Origin of the sequence: Halorussus lipolyticus (assembly GCF_029338375.1) — an archaeon.
GTDB classification, from domain to species: Archaea; Halobacteriota; Halobacteria; order Halobacteriales; family Haladaptataceae; genus Halorussus; species Halorussus lipolyticus.
On record NZ_CP119804.1, the window covers coordinates 2,803,932 to 2,825,340 of the forward strand.

General features: G+C 62.5%; 18 protein-coding genes and 3 tRNA genes. 13 read left to right on the forward strand and 8 right to left on the reverse strand.

Annotation, left to right across the window (positions count from 1 at the left end; genetic code table 11):
* Position 1 precedes the first annotated feature (1 nt).
* From P2T57_RS14105 to P2T57_RS14120, 4 genes are all read left to right on the forward strand, one after another.
* The gene (locus P2T57_RS14105; RefSeq protein WP_276299854.1) at positions 2-958 is read left to right on the forward strand and encodes an FAD-dependent monooxygenase; all 957 of its coding nucleotides are present in this window, start codon (positions 2-4) and stop codon (positions 956-958) included.
* Positions 951-2,081, forward strand: coding sequence for a FecCD family ABC transporter permease (locus P2T57_RS14110; RefSeq protein ID WP_276299855.1), 1,131 nt, complete (start codon positions 951-953; stop codon positions 2,079-2,081). The genes P2T57_RS14105 and P2T57_RS14110 overlap by 8 nt, the downstream gene beginning before the upstream one ends.
* Before the next feature lie 172 nt (positions 2,082-2,253).
* Positions 2,254-2,913, forward strand: coding sequence for a nucleotidyltransferase domain-containing protein (locus tag P2T57_RS14115; RefSeq protein ID WP_276299856.1), 660 nt, complete (start codon positions 2,254-2,256; stop codon positions 2,911-2,913).
* Complete coding sequence (locus tag P2T57_RS14120) at positions 2,910-3,392, forward strand: DUF8154 family protein (protein WP_276299857.1); 483 nt, start codon at positions 2,910-2,912, stop codon at positions 3,390-3,392. The genes P2T57_RS14115 and P2T57_RS14120 overlap by 4 nt, the downstream gene beginning before the upstream one ends.
* A 310-nt stretch (positions 3,393-3,702) precedes the next feature.
* On the opposite strand, the gene P2T57_RS14125 is transcribed toward P2T57_RS14120, so the two are convergent.
* From P2T57_RS14125 to P2T57_RS14135, 3 genes are all read right to left on the reverse strand, one after another.
* Positions 3,703-3,775, reverse strand: a tRNA-Arg gene (locus P2T57_RS14125).
* A gap of 50 nt (positions 3,776-3,825) precedes the next feature.
* Positions 3,826-5,307 (reverse strand): MATE family efflux transporter, encoded by a 1,482-nt coding sequence (locus P2T57_RS14130; protein ID WP_420028544.1) that lies wholly within the window; start codon positions 5,305-5,307, stop codon positions 3,826-3,828.
* Positions 5,308-5,398: 91 nt separating this feature from the next.
* Positions 5,399-5,977: a 2Fe-2S iron-sulfur cluster-binding protein gene (locus P2T57_RS14135; protein WP_276299859.1), complete on the reverse strand. Its 579-nt coding sequence runs from the start codon at positions 5,975-5,977 to the stop codon at positions 5,399-5,401.
* Positions 5,978-6,558: 581 nt separating this feature from the next.
* Here P2T57_RS14135 and P2T57_RS14140 point away from each other — a divergent pair.
* Positions 6,559-7,176, forward strand: coding sequence for a DJ-1/PfpI family protein (locus P2T57_RS14140; protein ID WP_276299860.1), 618 nt, complete (start codon positions 6,559-6,561; stop codon positions 7,174-7,176).
* 587 nt (positions 7,177-7,763) lie between these two features.
* Here P2T57_RS14140 and gnd read toward each other — a convergent pair.
* The gene (gnd, locus tag P2T57_RS14145; RefSeq protein ID WP_276299861.1) at positions 7,764-8,669 is read right to left on the reverse strand and encodes a phosphogluconate dehydrogenase (NAD(+)-dependent, decarboxylating); all 906 of its coding nucleotides are present in this window, start codon (positions 8,667-8,669) and stop codon (positions 7,764-7,766) included.
* Between the two features lie 72 nt (positions 8,670-8,741).
* Positions 8,742-9,449, reverse strand: a complete 708-nt coding sequence (locus tag P2T57_RS14150) for an endonuclease/exonuclease/phosphatase family protein (RefSeq protein WP_276299862.1) — start codon at positions 9,447-9,449, stop codon at positions 8,742-8,744.
* A 230-nt stretch (positions 9,450-9,679) separates the two neighbouring features.
* Here P2T57_RS14150 and P2T57_RS14155 point away from each other — a divergent pair, with 230 nt between their 5' ends.
* Positions 9,680-10,015: a hypothetical protein gene (locus P2T57_RS14155; RefSeq protein WP_276299863.1), complete on the forward strand. Its 336-nt coding sequence runs from the start codon at positions 9,680-9,682 to the stop codon at positions 10,013-10,015.
* A 196-nt stretch (positions 10,016-10,211) separates the two neighbouring features.
* On the forward strand, positions 10,212-12,842 hold the full coding sequence (locus tag P2T57_RS14160; RefSeq protein ID WP_276299864.1) for a valine--tRNA ligase: 2,631 nt from the start codon (positions 10,212-10,214) through the stop codon (positions 12,840-12,842).
* A gap of 42 nt (positions 12,843-12,884) precedes the next feature.
* Here P2T57_RS14160 and P2T57_RS14165 read toward each other — a convergent pair whose 3' ends face one another.
* Positions 12,885-13,355, reverse strand: a complete 471-nt coding sequence (locus P2T57_RS14165; RefSeq protein WP_276299865.1) for an Lrp/AsnC family transcriptional regulator — start codon at positions 13,353-13,355, stop codon at positions 12,885-12,887.
* Positions 13,356-13,527: 172 nt separating this feature from the next.
* Here P2T57_RS14165 and P2T57_RS14170 point away from each other — a divergent pair, with 172 nt between their 5' ends.
* The 3 genes from P2T57_RS14170 to P2T57_RS14180 all read left to right on the forward strand — a co-directional run bounded on the left by P2T57_RS14170 (position 13,528) and on the right by P2T57_RS14180 (position 16,715).
* Entirely contained in the window at positions 13,528-14,607 is a 1,080-nt protein-coding gene (locus tag P2T57_RS14170; protein WP_276302116.1) for a CNNM domain-containing protein, read from the forward strand.
* Positions 14,608-14,927: 320 nt separating this feature from the next.
* Positions 14,928-15,446, forward strand: a complete 519-nt coding sequence (locus tag P2T57_RS14175; protein ID WP_276299866.1) for a twin-arginine translocation signal domain-containing protein — start codon at positions 14,928-14,930, stop codon at positions 15,444-15,446.
* 171 nt (positions 15,447-15,617) lie between these two features.
* Positions 15,618-16,715, forward strand: coding sequence for an aminopeptidase (locus tag P2T57_RS14180; protein WP_276299867.1), 1,098 nt, complete (start codon positions 15,618-15,620; stop codon positions 16,713-16,715).
* 573 nt (positions 16,716-17,288) lie between these two features.
* On the opposite strand, the gene P2T57_RS14185 is transcribed toward P2T57_RS14180, so the two are convergent.
* The gene (locus tag P2T57_RS14185; RefSeq protein ID WP_276299868.1) at positions 17,289-18,311 is read right to left on the reverse strand and encodes a matrixin family metalloprotease; all 1,023 of its coding nucleotides are present in this window, start codon (positions 18,309-18,311) and stop codon (positions 17,289-17,291) included.
* 762 nt (positions 18,312-19,073) lie between these two features.
* The gene (gene cca / locus P2T57_RS14190) at positions 19,074-20,438 is read right to left on the reverse strand and encodes a CCA tRNA nucleotidyltransferase (RefSeq protein WP_276299869.1); all 1,365 of its coding nucleotides are present in this window, start codon (positions 20,436-20,438) and stop codon (positions 19,074-19,076) included.
* 124 nt (positions 20,439-20,562) lie between these two features.
* Between cca and P2T57_RS14195 the strand changes: the two genes are divergently transcribed.
* The 3 genes from P2T57_RS14195 (at position 20,563) to P2T57_RS14205 (ending at position 21,360) form a co-directional block, all read left to right on the forward strand.
* Positions 20,563-20,635 (forward strand) — tRNA-Asn (locus tag P2T57_RS14195).
* Between the two features lie 310 nt (positions 20,636-20,945).
* A tRNA-Ile gene (locus P2T57_RS14200) sits at positions 20,946-21,020 on the forward strand.
* 100 nt (positions 21,021-21,120) lie between these two features.
* The gene (locus P2T57_RS14205; RefSeq protein ID WP_276299870.1) at positions 21,121-21,360 is read left to right on the forward strand and encodes a hypothetical protein; all 240 of its coding nucleotides are present in this window, start codon (positions 21,121-21,123) and stop codon (positions 21,358-21,360) included.
* Positions 21,361-21,409 lie beyond the last annotated feature (49 nt).

Below are 21,409 nucleotides of genomic sequence, written 5' to 3' on the forward strand. Positions count from 1 at the left end.
CATGAGTACTGAATCGCCCGCGAACTCCTCGCCCGACGACACCGTGGTCGTCGTCGGCGGCGGACCCGCTGGCTGTTCGGCAGGCGTCTTTACCGCCCGGTACGGCTTCGATACCGTCGTCTTCGACCGCGGGAACGCGGCGTTACAACGGTGCGCCTACTTGGAGAACTACCTCGGTTTCCCGGCGGGCATCGACATCGACACCTTCCACGAGTTGATGCACGCCCACGCCGAGGAGGTCGGGTGCGAACTCGTCCCCGAGATGGTCGTCTCGGTCAGTCGGGACGACGAATCGGGCTTCGTGGTCGAGACCCAAGAAGGTCGGCGAGTCGAGGCGGAGTACGTCGTGGTCGCGGCGTGGTACGACGGTTCGTACCTCCGTGACCTCGGTGACGAAGCCATGTTCGAGATGCACGAACATCACGGCGAACTCGAAGAACGCTTCGACCCCGACTACCCCGACGACGACGGCCGGACCCCTATCGAGGGACTGTACGTCGCCTCGCCCGCCGATGCCCGAAGCGCGCAGGCCATCGTCGCCGCCGGTAACGGTGCCCACGTCGCTCGATGCCTCATCGAAGACTACCGGCGCAATCGGGGCTACCCCGAGGGCGTCGCCGCCCACTACGATTGGCTCCGCCCGGACGCGGAGTTCTCGGGCGAGTGGGAAGACCGGGACCGATGGCGCGAGTGGTTCGCAAACGAAGTCGGCGACGACTACGACGCGGACGACGAAGGCCTCGCCGACCTCCGCGAGGAGTACATCGACCGGGCGTTCGACACCGCCCGCACCGAGGCCGAGGTCGCAGACCTGTCGGAACGCGGTCTGGAGCGACTGGTCGAGGTAATCGGCCCAAAGCGAGTGCTGGACGCCATCGACGACGGGACCATCCACGAACACGTCGGGGAACCGACAGAATCAGGTGACGAGCGACCAATCGAATCGAACCATGAGTGAACAATCTTGGTTGGGACGAGTACGCCAATCCGCATCTGACGGGGCCACGAGTTGGTTCGACCGCTCGCTCGCCGTCCTCTGTCTCGGAAGCCTCGCCGTCACGGTCGTCAGCGCCCTCGTACAGGTGAGTTTCGGCGCGTTCTCCATGTCGCTCGTGGAGGCGTGGCAGGCCGTGTTCAACCCGAACGTGATTCTCGACCCCCGAGCGTGGAACGCCTTCCTCCTCGGCGGGGAAATCCCCGAGATAAGCAAGCGAAGCCTCGTGGTCTGGAACATCCGCCTGCCCCGCGTGTTCGTCGCCATCTTCGTCGGCATGAACCTCGCCGTTTCGGGTGCCATCTTCCAAGCCGTCACCCGGAACGAACTCGCCAGTCCGTTCATCCTCGGTGTCTCGTCGGGGGCCGGACTGTTAATCTTGCTGACGCTCGTGATATTCTCCGGACTGGCGGCATTCCTGCCCCTCATCGCTTCTCTCGGCGGTGCAATCGCCTTCCTCATCGTCTACGCGATTGCGTGGCAGAACGGCACGTCCCCGGTCCGACTGGTGCTTGCGGGCGTCATCGTCGGCACCGTCTTCCAGTCGCTCCAGACGGCGCTGTTCTTCTTCGCGCAGGACATCGGCGTCGTCCAATCCGCAATCGCGTGGACCACCGGGTCGCTGACCGGCACCGACTGGGAGCAGGTTCGGATGGTCGTCCCGTGGAGTCTCGTGGCAATGGGTCTGGCCCTCGTGAGTTCCCGCCAACTCAACGTTCTGCTATTGGGCGAACGCACCGCGAAATCGCTCGGCATGAGCGTCGAGAAGGTCCGGTTCGCGCTCTCGGGCGTTGCGGTCCTCGCGGCGGCCGCCAGCATCGCAGTGGCCGGCATCGTCGGGTTCGTCGGCCTCATTGTCCCCCACATGGTCCGGAACATCGTCGGAAGCGACTACAAGAAACTCGTCCTCGGGTGCGTGTTCGCCGGCCCGGCGCTGATGGTCTCCGCCGATGTGGGTGCCCGGTTGGGGATGCAGGTCCTCCTCGGCGCGAACGCCCAGATGCCGGTCGGCATCGTGACCGGCCTCATCGGCGGCCCGTACTTCCTCTACCTGATGCGCAAGCAGGAACAACTGGGCGAGATATAACGGGCGGCATGGGCGTTCGTTCGGACCGAGAACGACGACTTCATTTCTGGCGGAGGGGGCTTCTCGATACCTATCCCAATCGAAGTGCTGACCGTCTTTCAGTCAATATCCCGCTCGCAGTGGGAGTAAACTATTATATGAGATGTAAACTATTACATCAGATATAACAAAGATGCGCGTCGAGATACGACTCCCGCTCCCCGACGACCAGATTTTCAGGTACGAGGCGATGGACGACATCCTCGAAATAGCGGCGCAGAACCCGACCGACGAGTTCACGAACAGCGAGCTACAGGAACTCACCGGATTCGGCGGGCCGAGCGTCTCGAAGGCGCTCTCACTGCTCGAAGCGCTCGGGCTAATCGTCCGGCGCGACAGCGGCCGGAAGACTCTCTATCGAATCGAGGAGACGCGACTCCGCGAGGCCGACGACCCGTTTCTGGAGATTCCGCAGGCCGAGTTCCGGAAACCGCTTCGCGCGTTCGTGGAGCAAGTCGTCAACGCGGTTCCCTCCGTCGCGGGAATCGTCTGCTTCGGAAGCGTGACTCGCGGCGAGGCCGACCGCGTGAGCGACATCGACGTGTTCGTGCTGGTCGAGAACGACGACGAACTGGTAACCGCGCGTCGGACGATTTCGGACGTGAAGCGCGACCTCGAAGCGGAACCCATCGACGGCCAGCGTTACGAGTTCGAAATGTTCGTCGAGTCGGTCGAAAGTGCCCGCAATCGGGGCGAAGACCTCCGACCGATTCTGAAAGAGGGGATTGCCTTACACGAGACCGAGACACTCGACCGAGTGAAGCGCGACGTGTTCGGCGGTGATGGAGAATGACCTCGAACGAACTGGCGGAAGCACTCGGCGATGCGGAGGACGCCTTCCAGCGCAGGCCCGAGAATCCGGAGGTCGGATTGGAGTACGTCTCCGATTCGTCGGTCCTCCAGTTACGGAAGGCGTGCCGACTCCTCGACGCCGCGGGCTTTCTCCTTGAACGCAATGGGCACTTCACGGTGATCATCGAAGCGTCGTTCGTCGCCATCGAGCGGTCGATACAGTTCTACGTCGAGGAGAAGGGATACGACGTTGCCGGTCAGCGACACACCGAGGTCTATGACGAGGGCGTCCGTGCAGGACTGTTCTCGCAGGACGTCGCCGACCGACTCGAAAAGCTCTGGGTCGAGAATCGGTCAGAATCGTACTATCGCACGGGCATCGCTGGCGAGTATCGCGCCGAGACGGTCTTTTCGCTCGCCGAAACGCTCCACGAGGAGGTGGTCGCGTTGACGCGAACGCAGGACTGCCTCTGTGAGTGACCGAGGACACGATTTGTATCTAGTCCTCTGTCGAGCCACGATAGATAACTCTCGTCGGTGATTCCGTTCGATTATCGAACGAGGAGGAAGATCACTAGAATAAGAATTTATCGAAATAGATCCTGAGAAACGTGAAATAGAGTGTACGCGCGCGGCATGGGATTTGAACCCGGAGCCAGACGGTCCTGCTCGCTCCCTGCGGTCGCTTCGCAGGCGTGCGACTGGCAGAGGTTCAAATCCAGCATCGTGATTCACTGCTCGTGAATGACGAGCAGATGAACTGCTCGCCGTAGTACTCGCGGCAGAATCACGGGCGGCATGGGATTTGAACCCATGACCTCTTGGTCCGGAACCAAGCGTTCTGTCCGCTGAACTAGCCGCCCTCAGACGGATATACTTCGCTCGCGGGCTTAACCATTGGGGTCGCCGCAACTCAGTCCTCGGCCACGGCGCGGTCGGCCTCCGGTTCGGACCCAACCGAGCTATTGGTCTGGTCGCTGTCGATGACGGCCTCCTTCCACGTGCCGCGGGTGAACCAGACTGCGGCCGCGATTGCACCGACGATGTGACCGAGAGCGACGCCAATCCAGATTCCGGTCGGGCCGAGAGAGGTCTCGAACGCCAGCAGGTAGACGGCGGGTACACGGATGAGCCACAGGGTAATCATCGAGAGGGCCATGGCGATTTTGGTGTTGCCAGCGCCGCGGTAGGCCCCGACGAGGACCTGAAAGACGCCGATGAAGGCGAACTCGATGGTCCGGATGCGGAGATACTCGGAGGCGTACTCGACGGTCCGGGTGGCCTCGGCCGTGCCGGTGGCCATGAAGACTTCCACGATGGGTTTCGGAAAGAGCGCGGCGAGGACTGCCAACGCGAGCATCACGCCGGCACCGACTTTGGCCGCGAGTTTGACCGCGCGTTCGGCCCGGTCGGCCTTGCCCGCGCCGAGGTTCTGGCCGACCATCGTGTTGGTCGCCTTGCCGAGGCCGACCGCCGGGAGGAAGACCAGCGAGATGAGTCGGTTCCCGAGTCCGTAGGCCGCGATGACGGCCGGTTCGAAGGTGACTATCATCACGGTCAGCATCACCATCGCCAGCGCGCCCGCCGACTGTTCGAGCGCCGACGGAACCCCGATGCGAACGATGTCCTCGATATAGTCAAGGTCCGGCGCGAGGTGGGCGAGTCGCACGTCGGGGCCGGTGTCGGTGAAGAACAGGACGTACACCCCGACGAGGCCGCCGACGGCGCGGGCGACCAGCGTCGCTACCGCCGCGCCCTCGATGCCCATCTCCGGGACGAGTTGGCCTTCGATGCCGAGCGCGGGGACCGACCCGACGCCGAAGACGAGAATTGGGTCCAAGACGACGTTGAGGACCACCGTAATCGCCATCACGCGCATCGGCGTCCGGGTGTCGCCGTAGCCCCGCAGGAGCGCCGAGAACGCGAGGAAGCCGAACATGAACGGCAGGCCGAGGAAGAAGATTTCCATGTACTGCTCGGCCAGCGGAACGACATCGGTGGCGGTGGCGACGTTGCTGGGGAACAGCGAGAGCATCGGTCCCGCGCCGAAGTGGCCCACGACGCTCAGGACGACGCCGATGGTGACGACGAACCCGAGCGTCTGGCCGCCGACTTTCCCGGCCGACCCGTCGCTGTCCGCGCCCATGTACTGGGCGACCAAGGTACTGCCCGCGACGTTGAATCCCCCACCGAACGCGATGAGGAAGAAGATGAGCGGAAACGCGAGGCTAATCGCGCCGACCGCGTTGGCCGAGTAGCGACCGAGCCAGAACGCGTCGGCGACGTTGTAGGCGACCTGCAACAGTTGCGTGACCACGATTGGCCACGCGAGATGGAACAACGGACGCACCAGCCCCCCGTCCGTAATTCCGTCAGACTGCGTGGATGTCACTATCCGTCTTCAGAACCGCTTAGGATTTCAATGCTTTGGGTTGAAATTGACACCCGTCGTCGGGAAAAGAGACCGGATTAGTCGGCGGAAATCGTCAGGGCGTCTCGTTCGTTTCGAGGCTGAAGTCGTCGGTCGGGTAGGCGGTACACGTCAGGATGTACCCTTTTCCGACCTCGTCTTCGCCGAGCGTCTCGTTGTTGCTGTGTCGGACGTACTCGCTGGCGTCGCCGTCCTGCACCTTGCCACCGCACGAGAGACACTGACCCTGCCGACAGGCGTAGGGCAGGTCCCAGCCCTCGTCCTCGCCGGCTTCCAGCACCGTCTCGTTGTTGGCGACTTCGATGGTTTCGCCCTCGTTGACGTATTCGACCTCGAAGTACTCGACCTCGTCGTCCGAGATGGAGGCGGGGTCGAAGCCTTCGTCCTCGCCGTCCTCGCCTTCGAGTTCACCCTCGGCACCGCCGCCGCCGACGGCGACCGCGCCGCCACCGCCGCCGATGGAGCGGTTCATCGGCTCGGGGAAGTCAGTCTCCGCCACGGTCTCGGCCCGCCGTTCGAGCACCTCTTGGGAGATGTCGTCGGGGGTTCGCCACTCGGTGCCCTCCGAGTAGTGAAGGGCTACCGCGATGAGGACGAGCGTTAGCCCGAGTCCCAGACCCAGTGCGTCTACCATGCGCGGGACTACGGAAGGGTGGTTTAACAGCATTGTGATTGACCGCCGGAATTAGCCCGAGGGTGTTCGGCCTCGGGCGTCGATTCGCCGGGTGAATGGGGTCCCAGCGAAACCTGCGACTCGACCATCACTCCGGCGCGTGCTGGCGCGGCGTTCATGCCGCGCCGTCGTCACGCGAGGGATGAGTAGCGCAGGCGAAGCCGAGCAACGCAAGAGGTTGGGGAGGTGTGAGGCCTGCGCTCAGTGGCACTTTCCACCGGCAAACTCCCGGTTAGACGAACCACCACGGGTGGATGAAGGGGCCGCTCGGTCGCGGCCGAAGGCCGTGGTCGTCTCCGGCGGCCCTATTCGGCGCAGGCGGTGTGGAGAGCGCCGAATATCCGCCGGAGAGACCGCGACCGGGCGGGGGCTTCAAGAAGTGTTCATCTTGACGGTTCCCGCGGTAGCTCTCGATACGGAACTGTTTCGTAGCGGGCAGGGCTTCAAGAAGACAAAACCACTGGCTCTACTGTTCGCAACCAAAATCACGCCGAGGCAAACAAGCACCTACCCTTTTACTCACACACTCCCGAGAAACGAGTATGACAACCCAAATCGTCATCGTGGTCTACGAGGGCTTCGACGAACTCGACGCGATAGCGCCCTACGAGGTTTTCTCCAACGCCGCCGACCGGGGGTGTGACCTCGAAGTGAGCCTGCGAACTCTCGACCCCCGAGACGAAATCACGGCCAGCCACGGTCTCCGAATTGGGACCGACGGCCTCCTCGCCGACGCCGACCCGGACCTCGTTCTCGTACCCGGAGGAGGGTGGAACGACCGTGCGGACGCGAGCGCGTGGGCCGAGGCCCAGCAAGGCGACCTGCCCGACGCCATCGCGGACCTGCACGAGCGGGGCGTCGAACTAGCGGCGGTCTGTACCGGCGGGATGCTCCTCGCGGAGGCCGGAGTGCTGGATGGTCGGCCCGCCGTCACCCACGCCAGCGCGCTTGCGGACCTCAGAGAGACCGATGCCCGAACTGACGCCGAAACCGTGGACGCCCGCGTCGTGGACGACGGCGACGTGCTGACCGCCGGGGGCGTCACGTCGGGTCTCGACTTGGCGCTCCACCTCGTCGCACGGCTCTGCGGCGAGGACGTTTCCGAGGACGTTGCAGAAACCATCGAGTACGAACCGCGGGGTGACGTGTACGAGGGCTGAAAGCGCCCCGCCGACCGTGGCGGTCTGGCACTGAGTCCGGATGAACGCTCGCTGGGGAGTGCGGTCGTCCATGAAGGTCAGCATTCCGGTGTTCGACCGAGAGCCGTCGTCGGTCGCTTCGAGCGCCACGAAGGTCGTTTCCGGTACTGGACGCCGAGCCATCGGGGGTGAGGTCGGTAAAGGCGGGTCCGGTATAATGGCGGGTCCAGTAGTTAGTCTGCGCGTCCGCGCTTGTCTGGGAAATGAAATAGCTGTCTATTAGACGTATTTAGGAATGCTAACACATTAGACACATGTGTCTATCACGTGGCGAGCGCAAAAACGTCCGAGACGAAATTATGGTGCGGTTCGTGTGGCCCTACTTACATGCAGGGGCTGATGCAGATGTACGGGTTCTGGGGGAAGATGCTAATCATCGTTTTTCACCTCCAGTTGCCCGTTACCGATACACATACCTAATATTTTTCTAAATAAATCTAACTTCAAACTATTATACTCATAATTTCCATACTAAAAAAACTGGAATTTTCAACGTCGCTCGCTCGACCCGCTCGTTCCGGACGGTGCGCGCTCGCTACTTCGCCGCGTCACTCCTCGCGGCGTGCGACCTCGTGCCGCCCGAATCCGTAGCGAAGCCGATTCGCCAGTCGCCGGGAGAATCGCCCGTCGTCTCGCGCTCTCGACCCGAATCGCTCGCCGAGCGCCTGATAGATGAGCGGCACCGGAACCTCCTGTTCGAGGGCCTCTTGGACGGTCCACGTCCCGGTCGAACCTCCGGCCACGTAGTCGTCCACGTCGCCGAGGTCGGTGCCCTCCTCGCGGAAGGCCTCCTCGCAGAGTTCGAGCAACCACGAGCGAATGACTGCGCCGTTGTTCCACGTCCGGGCGACGGCCTCCAAATCGAGGTCGTACCGGCCCTCCGCGAGGAGTTCGAAGCCCTCGCCGTAGGCCTGCATCAGGGCGTATTCGACGCCGTTGTGGACCATCTTGACGTAGTGGCCCGACCCCGCGGGACCCATCCGGTCGTGACCCTCGGGTCCGGTCGCCACCGCGTCGAAGACTGGGGTCATCTCGTCGTAAGCCCACTCCGGTCCGCCGACCATCAGCGAGAAGCCGAGTTCGGCCCCGGCGGGACCGCCGGAGGTCCCGCAGTCGAGGTACGCCGCCGGGGTCTGTTCGGCCCGGCGCGTCGAGTCCTCGAAGTAGGAGTTACCGCCGTCCACCACGATGTCCTCGTCGGTCAGGTGCGATTCGAGGTCGTCCAGCGCGGCGTCCACCGCCTCGCCCGCGGGGACCATCAACCAGATTCGCTTCTCGTCGCCCAGTCGCTCGGCGAGGTCGGTGACGGAGTTGGCGGGGGTCGCTCCTGCGTCGGCGGCAGAGGCGACGGCCTCCTCGTCCAAGTCGAACGCTACTACGTCGTGGCCGGCGTCGAGTACTCGGTCCACGACGATGCGGCCCATCCGGCCCAGTCCGATGACGCCCAGTTGCATGCGGGAGAATGGTCGGGGGTAGGAGGTAGGGATTGCGGTTCTGCTCCGTTCGGAAATCGAGTATCCGAATCGTCAGTCCTCGAATTCCACCACGGTCGGTACGTGGTCGCTAGCGTCGATCCAGTCGTCGTAAGTACCGATGCTATAGTTCCGCATCCCGGTTACCGCTCCCTCCGGAGCAAAGATGTAGTCGATGTGGTACGACTTCTCGCGCTTCTTGTGCATGACGAAAGTCGGGTCCTCCTCGTCTCCAAATTCGGCGTCCGTGTGGTGATGGTAGACGCTCCGAAGTCCGAGGTCGTTAAGGAGTTCGACTGTCTCGGCGAAGTTTCCGCGGAGTGGGCTTTTCGGCGACTCGTCCCAGATAACGTTCCAATTGAAGTCACCAGCGACAATTGCACCGGATGCAACGAACTCGTGATACTGTTCGAGGGCAGTATATACCTGTCCGATGTAGCGTTTTCTCGGATTCGTCTCGTCGTTCATCGCCCACACCGCAAGTAGGTCTCTCGCTCCGTCTACTTTCACTGGGATAACGTATCGACTCTCTGTCTTCTCGTCGTCCGTGAGTTCGAGTGTGATTCCGTTTCTGGCGAAGACACCGAGGCCTTTGTTCGCGTTCTCACCGACCCAAACCCAGTCGGAAAATTCCGACCAATCGCCTTTTGTCTCTGGGTTTTCACACTCCTGAATCACGAGTAGGTCGGGGTCGTACCTGAGTATCTGGTCTCGCTTCTTCCGGAATGCCATGTTGCAGTTCCACGTCGCCAGCGCCGTCATGTAATACCGAAAACAACATTTTTAAATAAATCGTTCGACAGCGGTGTTAGGCAGTAGAGATTATGAAACGTCGGTCAGTTCTATTCGCAGTAACGTCCGGTGTTGTCGGTAGTACCGGGTGTACTCGATTTATATCCGGGCTTCAGCAGTATCGTCTCTGGTTCGTTCGAATTCACAACGGAACTGCTAGCGAGCAACGGGTCGATATTCGCGTCCTTCGCAATGGCGAGGTGGTATTCGAACGTGAATACGAGAATATTCCTAGTTTCCGGGAGAGCAAGAATGAAAAAGCAACGTTCGCGGCGATGGGCAGTGCCCGATTAATCGAGGACGAGTGGGAAATCCAGAAAAGCACCTACACCATCGAATACAGACTCTCCGAACAGGAGTCGTTCGAGGAAGTAAACGTTGGCGAGGTTGGCGAATTCGAGGGAGAGGATATCGGTGTCACTATGCAACTGTACGGTGGTGAGCAAGCGGTTGTGGCGTTCGATATACACCAATTCGATTCCGAGGAGCAGGCGACTGGGTTCGTGAGTACCGTCACGAATCAATCCGTCGAGTGACGAGTCGCGTCACGAGAACCACGCCAGCACGGCTATCGCGCCGAACAACCCACACGCAGACGAGAACCTTTATCAGTACCCATCTACTCCGATAACGTATGAGGCTGACTGTGTCGGTAGTACGTCGAACAGTATAATCCAGCGGCGCGTCTTCTCGCCGAACTGACGACCCGACAGAGTCAGCTACAGCTACACCATGACTGACGTTCCCGACAGCTACGACCCCGAGCAAGTCGAACCGAAGTGGCAAGAGGAGTGGCGAGGCTCCGAAATCTACAACCCCGAGGGCGAACCGGATTACGTCATCGACACCCCGCCGCCGTACCCGACCGGTCAGCTCCACCTCGGCCACGCGCTGGGCTGGAGTTACATGGACTTCGCGGCGCGGTTCCATCGCCTGTTGGGCGACGACGTGCTGTTCCCGCAGGGCTGGGACTGTCACGGCCTGCCGACCGAGGTGAAGGTCGAAGAGGAGGAGGACATCCACCGGACCGACGTGCCCCGCGAGGAGTTCCGGGACCTCTGTATCGAGTACACCGAGCGTCGCATCGACGGGATGAAAGAGACGATGCAGTCGCTGGGCTTCTCGCAGGACTGGTCGGCCGAGTACCGCACGATGGACGAAGACTACTGGGAGAAGACCCAGCGGTCGTTCGTCGAGATGTCCAGTGAGGCCGACGAGAACGACTACATCTACCGCGACGAGCATCCCGTCAACTGGTGCCCGCGGTGTGAGACCGCAATCGCGGACGCGGAAGTCGAGAACATCGACCGCGAGGGGACGCTCCACTACGTCACCTTCCCCGGCGTCGGCAACGACGACATCGAGATTGCGACCACCCGGCCCGAACTGCTTTCAGCCTGCGTCGGCATGGCGGTCAGTCCCGACGACGAGCGATACGAGGACCGCATCGGCGACACCTTCGAGGTCCCGCTGTTCGGTCACGAGGTCGAACTGCTGGCCGACGACGACGTTGACGGCGACTTCGGGACCGGCGCGGTCATGATTTGTACGTTCGGTGACAAGCAGGACGTTGACTGGTGGGCCGAACACGACTTAGACCTGCGCTCGGTCTTCACCGAGGACGGCCACCTCAACCACCTCGCGGGCGATTACGAGGGTCTGAGTGTCGATGAGGCCAAGGGACTCATCGCTGACGACCTCGAAGCCGAGGGGTACCTCCAAGACACCGAACCCACCGAGCAGTCGGTCGGGTCCTGCTGGCGGTGTGACACCCCCATCGAAATCCTCTCGAAGGAACAGTGGTTCGTGGAGGTCCGCCAAGACGAAATTTTGGAGAAGGCCGAGCAGGTCGAGTGGATTCCGGACCACATGTACGACCGCCTCGAAGACTGGACCGAGGGGATGGAGTGGGACTGGGTTATCTCCCGACAGCGCGTCTTCGCCACGCCCATCCCGGCGTGGTTCTGCGGGAACGACGACTGCGAGTACATCCACATCGCCGAAATCGGCGAACTCCCGCTGGACCCGACCGAGACCGACCCCGAACTTGACGCTTGCCCGGAGTGCGGCGGGAGCGACTGGGAGGGCGAGACCGACGTGATGGACACGTGGATGGACTCCTCGATTTCGCCGATGCACGTTCAGGGCTGGCCGGACGACGAGTTCACGCCGACCACGCTCCGCGAGCAGGGTCACGACATCATCCGGACGTGGGCGTTCTACACCCTGCTTCGGGTCACCGCGCTCGAAGACGAGATTCCGTGGGACGAGTCGCTGGTCAACGGGATGGTCTTCGGCGAGGACGGCAACAAGATGAGCAAGTCCCGAGGGAACGCGGTCGGTCCCGAGGAGGCCATCGACGAGTACAGCGCCGACTCGGTTCGACAGGCCCTCGCGCTGGGCGGGCAACCCGGTAGCGACATCCAGTTCCAGTGGAAGGAGGTCAAGTCCGCCTCGCGGTTCCTCACCAAGTTCTGGAACATCTTCCAGTTCTCGGCCGACCACTTCGACGACGACACCCCCGAAATCGACGCGCCGGCCTATCGGGACGCCGACAAGTGGATTCTGACCAAACTCTCCCGAACCGCCGAGGCCGTCCGCGACGACATGGAGTCCTACCGGTTCGATTCTGCGCTCCGCAAACTCCGGGAGTTCGTCTGGAACGACCTCGCCGACGACTACCTCGAACTGGTCAAGGGCCGCCTCTACGAGGGTCGGCCCGGCGAGCGAGACGCTGGCCGGAAGGCACTCTACACCGCGGTTTCGGCCTCGGTCCGGATGCTCGCGCCGTTCTCGCCCCACTTCGCCGACGAGGTGTACCACTATCTCCCCGGTACTGACGGGAGCGTCCACGAGGCCGCGTGGCCCGAAATCGAGTTCGCCGACGACGAGGCCGCCAAGAAGGGCGACCTCATCGCGGAAGTTGCCAGCGAGATTCGCGCGTGGAAGTCCGACGAGGGGATGGCGCTCAACGCCGACCTCGACCGCGTGGAAATCTACTCCGAGTACGGCAGAGAGTGGGACACCTACGACCTGAGCGAGGCCGTCAACGCGCCGGTCTACCCCGAGGAGGGCGAACCCAACGTCGAACTCGTCCCGGTCGGCATCGACCCCGACCACAGCACCATCGGTCCGCAGTTCCGCGACAAGGCCGGACAGGTCATCGGCGCGCTCGAATCCGCCGACCTGACCCAACTCAAGAACCAGAAGGAAATCGAGGGCGAGATTACCCTCACCGTCGATGGCGAGGAGGTCACCATCGAGGGCGACGCCGTCGGCATCGAAGAGGAGTACCGCGCCGAGAGCGGCGAGGAGGTCGAAGTGCTGGAGACCGAGCGCGCGACGATTCTGGTCTTCCCCTAACTCCGCCGTTTCCCGGTCGCTGAGTTCTCCGGCGTCGATTTCTCACTCGCCGCCGTTCTCGAACTGATGGTAGGGGTGGCGATGGGTGTCCCGGATGATGTCCTCGTCCGTGACCTTCAGACCGAGTTCGTCTAACTCCTCGCCGATGCGACTCAGGTCGTCGCCGTCGGTGCCCACCGCCCGAACGAGGACGTTGCCCTCGCCCTTCATCACCTCTTGGACCTCGACCACGCCAGAGACATCGACCGCCTTCTCGGCTAACTCCTCGCGCTCGGGAATCGGCGCGGTGCAGACGATGAGCGTGAACAGTTGAAAGCCGGTTTCCTCGTAGTCCACGTCGGCGTGGTAGCCGCGGATAACGCCGTCCGCTTCGAGTTGTTGGATTCGATTCCGGACGGTACTCGGGGATACGTCGAGTTTCTCGGCGATGTCGCTCGACGAAGTGCGGCGGGCGTCTTCCTGTAGCGCGTAGACGATTTGCTTGTCCAAGCCGTCGAGTTCTCGAACTCCCATTTCGACGTGGATTGTGACTGGAGCGTAATAACGGTGATTCACTGGAGTCGCCCGGACTGACATCTATTCAGCGTCTCGATGTCAGAACGAGATTCTTATATTTAAAGGCGTTGGCGGAAACCCAAAAAACACTAACCGCTGGCTCCCTAACACCCGGCCAATGTCAGCGTCGATGGGTACGGCTCAAATCGGCCTCCGGCTAATCGCGGGACTGTTGCTCATTCTGGCGAACGGCTTCTTCGTCGCCATCGAGTTCGCGCTCACGCGCGCTCGCCAGTTCACCGAAAGCGAGTTCGTGGACGGCGACTCCCGCCTCGAACGAGCGTGGGAGATGACCCAGAACCTCGAACTCTACCTGACAACCTGTCAAGTCGGCATCACGGCGTCCAGCATCGCGGTCGGTATCGTCGCCGAACCCGCGCTGGCGGCGCTGTTCGCGCCACTGTTCGCCGGCACGACGCTTGCGACGATTGGAGCGGGCGCGATTATCGCCTACGCCATCATCAATCTCATCCACCTGACCCACGGCGAACAGGCACCGACCTACCTCGGCGTCGAACGCTCGCGGATGGTCTGCCGATACGGTGCCACGCCGCTCTACTGGTTCTACAAGATTATCTCGCCGCTCATCACGCTCGGCGACTACGTTGCGAAGTGGACGCTCAAACTGTTCGGCATCGAGATGACGGGCGCGTGGCTCGAAACCGAGGAGGACGCCATAGAGACTCGCGCGCAACTCCACAACCGACTCAACTCGGTGCTGGAACGGGGCGAACTCTCCGACGAGCGCCACGAGGAGGTCCTGAGCGCGCTCGCCGCCGGGGACAAGGCCGTCGAGTCGGTGATGGTCGATTCCGAGGACGTGGTGTTCCTCTCGACGGAGAACTCGATGGAGGAGAACCTCAGTCGGATGTCCTCCTCGCCCCACACCCGCTACCCCCTCGTCGGAGAGGACGAGGAGGACTTCCGGGGTATCGTCTACGTGCCGGTCGTCCTCGACCGGATAGACGAGCTACGCGACGGCGAACTCGGACTGGAGGACGTTGCCGCACCGCCGATGACGGTTTCGGCCTCCACGACCGTCAGCGACGCCATCGACCAGTTCCAAGCCGAGAGCCAAGAGTTGGCGCTGGTCCTCGCGGAGGGTGAGGTCGTCGGCCTGCTGACGGCGACCGACGCGCTCGAAGCCGTGATGGGCGAAATCGAGGACCCGCTCGACGAGCGGGGTCGCCCCGGCGCAGTCCCGAGTTGAGGGCCTTCGGCCACCAGTTAACGACGGGTCCTCGGAGTTGTCTCGTTGCTCCTCGGCGCTCAGTTGTCTGTGGGTGTCTCTATACTATATTTTGGTATTTTAAGAACCACTAAATAATTGCGTGCGGATTGGGAGTGATTTTCTCGTTCGATGGACGATGCGAACGGTTTCGGGGCACCGTGCTGTGCCGGTCTCACCACTCGAACCTAGTAAATAATTAGATTTCTAACAATATTGACCCTTCTATCTAGCAATAAAGTATTATATATTAATTAGTTAGAAATCAATAAGTATAGGGTGGGTATAGTTTGTAATGCAATATGAGCGACAAAGAACCCATCCTGAACCGACGACGATTCCTCAAGCGAACGTCCGCGACCGGTGCCCTCGCGGTCGGTGCGACCGCCAACGTCACCGCGAAGAAGACCGCGAACGTCGAGCAAATCGAGCAAGACGCGCTCAAGACCGAGGTCCGTACCCACGGTAGCGACCTGCTCGGTCTCCTCCAGTCGGAGGGCGTCGATGTCGCCATGGACGACCTCTCGAACCCCCGCCGGAGTCAGACCGAAGACGGCACCACGCAGGTCGTCGGCGAGACGCAGGTTGACGACGGTTTCCTCGTGACCCACGTCGAACCCGACTCGGAGCGCGCCTTCGGTGTTCTCTGGTCCGAGGACACCGTGACGTTCTACGACCCGGAAGACGGCGTGACCACCGAGGACGTCGATACGATGAGCCACAACTGCTGGTGTAGTGACGAGTCCTGTAGTTCGTCCTACGACTACCAGAAGTGCTATCAGAACGGCGACACCTTCTACGGTCGCTGTAACTGCTTCTAAGCGAGCAGTCGCCGACTCCGGAGACTGCCGTCTCCAAACTGACTATCAATCGCACACGCCGAATACACTCTTTTTATTCGCGGAGAGAACACCGACCTCGCCGAGCGCGATACGTGGGAACTCACGCCGAGAATCATCGCCGTTATCACCTCGACGCCCTACTGCGACGACATGGACCAGCGAATCTACGACCACGCAGAGGTCTTAGTCGATTGGAGCGCCCGCGTCGAGGAGGGCGACAACGTCGTCGTCCGAGTGGACGAAGGTGCCCACGACCTCGCGGTCGCGGTGGCCGAGAAACTCGGCGAGCGAGGTGCTAACTACCTGACGACCTACGTCTCCGACGAGGTGCAGTCGGCGTTCGTCCGGAGTCACGACGGCGACTTCGACCAAGACCCCGACTTCGAAACCGAGATGCTCGAACGGGCCGACTCGGTGCTGTCGCTCCGGGCGAAGCGCAACACGGCCGCCAAGGCCGCCATTCCGGGCGAGAAGCGGTCTGCCTACCGAAAGTCCCGGTCGGGTATCCGAGAGGTTCGGATGGACAGCGATTGGGTCTCGACCATCCACCCGACTCGCGCGCTGGCCCAGCAGGCCGGGATGGACTACCGGGAGTATCAGGACTTCGTGTACGATGCCGTCCTCCGCGACTGGGAGGCACTCGCCGACCAGATGGCGAACATGAAGGACCTGCTGGACGAGGGGAGCGAGGTCCGCATCGTCAAGGAGGACACGGACCTCACGATGTCCATCGAAGGCAGAACCGCGGTCAACAGCGCGGCGTCGGTGGCCTACGACTCGCACAACCTGCCCAGCGGCGAGGTGTTCACCGCCCCGGAGAACCCCGAGGGCGAGGTCTACTTCGACGTGCCGATGACCCACAACGGCGAGCGCATTCAGGGCGTCCACCTCACCTTCGAGGAGGGCGCGGTCGTAGACTGGTCGGCCGAGACGGGCGAGCAGGCGCTGACCGACATCCTCGAAACCGACGAGGGCGCGAAGCGACTGGGCGAACTCGGAATTGGGATGAACCGCGGCATCAATCGCTTCACCGACAGCATCCTGTTCGACGAGAAGATGGGCGACACCATCCACCTCGCGGTCGGTCGGGCCTATTCCTCTTGCCTGCCGGAGGGCGAGGAGGGCAACGAGAGCGCGGTCCACGTGGACATGATTACCGACATGAGCGACGACTCCCGGATGGAAATCGACGGCGAAGTTGTTCAGCGCAACGGCACCTTCCGATGGGAAGACGGGTTTGAGGAGTAATCGCGGTTTTTCATCGACGTTTTTGCGAGGAGTGGTCGCCGGAGGCGGCCCGACGAGGAAAAAGGTCGAACTGGCACCTTCCGGTGGGAAGACGGGTTTGAGGAGTAATCGCGGTTTTTCATCGGCGTTTTTGCGAGGAGCGAGGGACGGAGTCCCTCGTACCGTGCGAACGGCGAAGCCGTGAGCAGAGAGCGGTCGCCGGAGGCGGCCCGACGAGGAAAAAGGTCGAACTGGCACCTTCCGGTGGGAAGACGGGTTCGAGGCGTAGCGAGCGATTTCGCCTGAAGTAGTTTTTATAAAAATAGTTACCCTTTCTGCCGGTTCCCGACGTTCTTTACACGCACGCCCCGACGGAGCGAACGGTCCCGGCAGAAGCCCAACGAGGCACACGCTCCCCGAAGCGGTAGACCCAATCGCCACCAAACCACACGGAACGACGCGACGACTCCCCCTGCCGTCGGGTCCGGTGGCGGTGGGTCGGCCCCGGTCCACGGAACCGGGACGCCACGGACGATTCTCCTCCCTTTCCCCTTCCCCTGTCGGTCGTTCGGAAGTGAACCCAGAGCTTCGAGACTACTCGTCGGTCCACCACTCGCTTCTGCGCTCGTCGTAACTCGCGTTCCGGAAGGGGTCGGGCCACTCGGCGTCGTCCTCGAAGCCGAACCCGTAGCCGAGCCAGTAGCCGACGTGCCAGCCGACTGCCTCGGTGTCGAGGCCGCTGACGGTCACTCGGAGGTGGTCGTAGCGTTCGAGCGCGCCGTCGCCGTCGGGGTCGGTGCCGCGGACTCGGCCGCACGAACCGCTGTCGCCGGTCCGGCAGGGTAACTGGTCGCCTAACTCCACGACCACTTCGGCCTCGGTTCTGTTGTCTACGAACTCGAAGGAGACGTTCGCCGGGACAGTTCCGTCTGCTCCTCGGGCGTAGTAGTCGAGGGCGTGGCGGACCTGCTCGCGGACCGTGCCGGGGTTGGTGGCGTTCTCGTCAGCGAGGTAGACACTGAAGTTGGCGTCGTTCCACGGCAGTCTGCGCTCGGTGGCGTTGGGCCGGGGCAGGGTCCGCAACTGCGAGGAGGGAGCCATCACCGACTGCGGGTCGGCGGTGTGGTTCAGCCCGAGGGTGTGGCCGAGTTCGTGCTTGAGGATGAGCAGGGTCGAGTCGTTGGAATACGACCCGACGACTTCGATGGTCACCGGTCGGGAGACTCCGCCGCCGTAATTGACGTAGGGCGCGCATCCGGCCGGGTCGGAGACGTTGGCGCAGGACTCGATGCTGTCCACGAATTCGACGATGATGTCGGGATTGGATGCGTTGGGTCTCAGTTCGTAGTCGATGGCAAATCCGGCCCAGCGCGTGCTGTTGTTCGCCCAGAAATCCAGCGCGTCGGCCACCAGCGGCCGGAAGTTCCGCGAGGAGTTCGCGGTGTTGTTGATAGCGACCGTTAACTCGTCGTCACCCCACGGGTTCGGACGGTCCGGCGTCTCGTCGGCAGTTAGCGCCCGCTCGCCTCCGGTGCGGTCGTCCGTCGCGGAACTCGGGGCCTCGGTGGCGCAACCCGCGAGGACGAGGAGGCCCGCGACGAACAGTGTTCGCCACATCGAAACCTACGACAACGCTACCACGTATCAAACTTGGCGTGCGTTTCACGCCGGGCGGAATCCGCAGTAGGGGGCTAAGGTTCTCGGCCGGTTGCTAAGGGTCCCCGACCGGTGGCGAAAGACGGGCTTAACTGGGTCGGTGAGGCCCGCGGCGACGCTTTCGACCGACTGCACATCCCGGCGAGTACGACGGCCGGGTCGCCAGTCTGCTCGATACCGGCGTCCTCGTGGAAATCGAAATCGAGGCCGAGAGTCCCGACGACGAGAGGGAGACCGAGGTTATCACGGGCAAGAAGTGACCTCTTATTTCTTTTAAACATAAAATTGGTTCTTTAAGAATCTATTTTATTTCCTACTCGTAGCGACTTGCCCGACCAACTGCCAGCAAACGCTCGGCCGACCGATTGCTGTCCTCGGCGGACTGAAAGGGCGAGCGGGGTTCGCGGGCCGACGGCCCGTGGTCGTCTCAGCGACCTCTATCTGCGCCGGGCAGTGTCTCGCCGAACGGAGTGAGGTCGTTCGAAAGGCGAAGCCTTTCGTGATCACGAAAATCTCCGATTTTCGGACGACGATGGCTCGGAAGACGCGGTTTGTCTTCCGGCGCGGAGAGGCGCAGATATGTCGCTGAACGACCGCGAACCGCGCGAGGGCTTTCGAGGATACTGCTGTCCTGCTGGTTCCTGCTTTCCTGTCGATTCCTGCGGTTCCGAACGCGAGAACTCTCAAAACCGCAGTTCCGTTTGTCGCAAAAATAATTTCTGACTACGGTTTCGGGTCGAAGAACGCGGCCAACTCTGCGCCGAACTTCTCGGCCAACTCGCCGACCGCCTCGCCGACCAGCACGTCGTAGCCGTCGTCTAAGGCCGACTCGACGTGAACCCCTAGCGCCACGTCGAAGATGGCCTCGCTGGCCAAGAACTCCTCGGCGGTCTCGAACTCGCGTCGGCGCTCCACGACGTAGCGGTCGCCGTCGATGAACGGACCGTAGCAGTCCGGGTCGTCGGCGTACTTGCCGTAGAATCCTTCTGCGTGCTGGCGGACGTGGACCGGCGGCCCCTCGTGGCGCTCGACCGCGGGGCGCTCGGCCACTTCCAACTCCACGAATAGCACCGCGTCGTCGTCTGCGAACGCGGTCGCTCGGAGCGGATCGAACCCCCGCCGGCCCAACTCGTCCCGAACCCCGGCCAGCGACTTCCGGAGTTGCGGGTACAACTGGTCTTCCACCACGTCGGGGGCCTCGAACCGGACCGCAATCGGGGTGGTCCCGCGGACCGCGATTTCGTCGCGGACCGCCTCGGGACCGAGGAGGTCGCCCGACTCGGGGAAGAATAGCTCCTCGCGGGGGTCGGCCAGCAGTTCCCGAGCGTAGTGCTGAAGGCGCGCGACGTTCTCGGCCGAACAGACCGCCGCGACGTTGCGCTCGGGGTCGGTCGGGTCGATGACCACGAGCGGGTCGTCGAACTCGGCGGTCCCGTGGTCCTCGGGGTCGAACCGGACCGGCGGGTGCCAGTCGTCCGCAGTAGCCTCGATTACCTCCCGAAAGCCGCCGTACTCCAGCACGAGGAGTTCGGTCAGATACCCCGAGAATCCCCGCGTCCGGAGGTCGCTCCCGTAAGCCCCGATGCCCTTGAGGAACTGCTTGAGCAGGCGGACCTCGCCCGCGAGGTCGGCGTCGATGCGCGCGTCGAGGTACTGGTTGTGGAAGGGCGTCCTATCGACCGCGGACTGAATCTCGGTCGCCGAGTCGAGGCGGTAACAGGGCACGAGGTCCACGTCGAAGCCGTCGTACTCGCCGGTGACGTAGGGATGCTCGGCGAACTCCTCGCGGCCCTCGGGCAGGACCGCGTGGCCGACTTCCAACCCGTAGGACTCCAACTCCTCGCGCGCCACGTCGGCGGGGAACCGCACGAACAGGTCGATGTCCCGGTCGCCGCTAATCCACGTCCCGCGGGCGGTACTCCCCACCTGAATCACGTCACCCGAGACTGGCAGGTCCGCGATGGCGTCGTCTGCTCGCTCGGTCAGGTCTGCGACTGCCTCGGTCATCCGGCCGCGTTCGGCCTCGTCCGGGTCGATTCGCTCGCCCACCTCAGCGACTACCTCCTCGAAATCGTCCTCGCCGGTCATTACCGGTGGATTCGCTACCCCCCGCCGAAAACGTGTCGTCTTGGTGCGTTAACTAATGCCTTCCCTCGGGCGAAAGCGAAAGCCCTATTTAATGACTCGCGCATAAGCAGAAATGTAGCAGGAAGCCGTCGTAGCTCAGTTGGTAGAGCGCCACGCTGTTAACGTGGTGGTCCCAGGTTCGAGCCCTGGCGACGGCGCTACTTTCTCGCGGACATCGAGCGAGGAGTTTTATCTCCGAGCAACTGCTGTCCGCGAGTAATCGCGTTTCATCGACAGGCTCGAGCAGACGAGTTGCACGCCCGGACCGGCGCGAAGCGCCGCACGCCCGGAACATCTCGGCGAGTTCGAGCCCCGGCGACGGCGCTGTTCTCTCGCTCACAACTTCGAGCAGTCTCATCTCGACAGATAGCCTCCTCGCTAATTGCGTTCTTCGTCCGGGGCAAATTCCTCTGCCGTATCACCTGAAGCGATAGGCTAAAAGGGTGCCACGGGATACGTAGATGTGTCGGGCCCTTAGCTCAGTCTGGTTAGAGCGCTCGGCTCATAACCGAGTGGTCGATGGTTCGAATCCGTCAGGGCCCATCCCCCGGTGATTCTACGCTCCGACACCCGCCCCGATTTTCAGAACCTGAGAATTGGATTCCCCTTTGATGACGTTCTCTCGCGTAGTATCGGATGAATCATGACCACCAAATTCACCGAGCGATTCGACCCGCTTCGCGTCGCCATCGGCTTGTTCGTCGTCCTCGGCGTCGTGTTGACTGCCGTCGCCGGATACGCCGTGCTTGCTCCTACTGGCCTCACCATCTCGGCCGACCTCGCGGTGTCGGTGCTATCTGGGGTCTCGCTGGCGGCGTTCGCAGTCGTGCTGACGATGTGGCTCCGCAACCAGATGGGTCGGCGGCCGCGGCGGAGCGTCTGAGACTGTTTCTTCGCGGCGAGTTCCTGCCGGTTGTCATTCTCTCGGGACG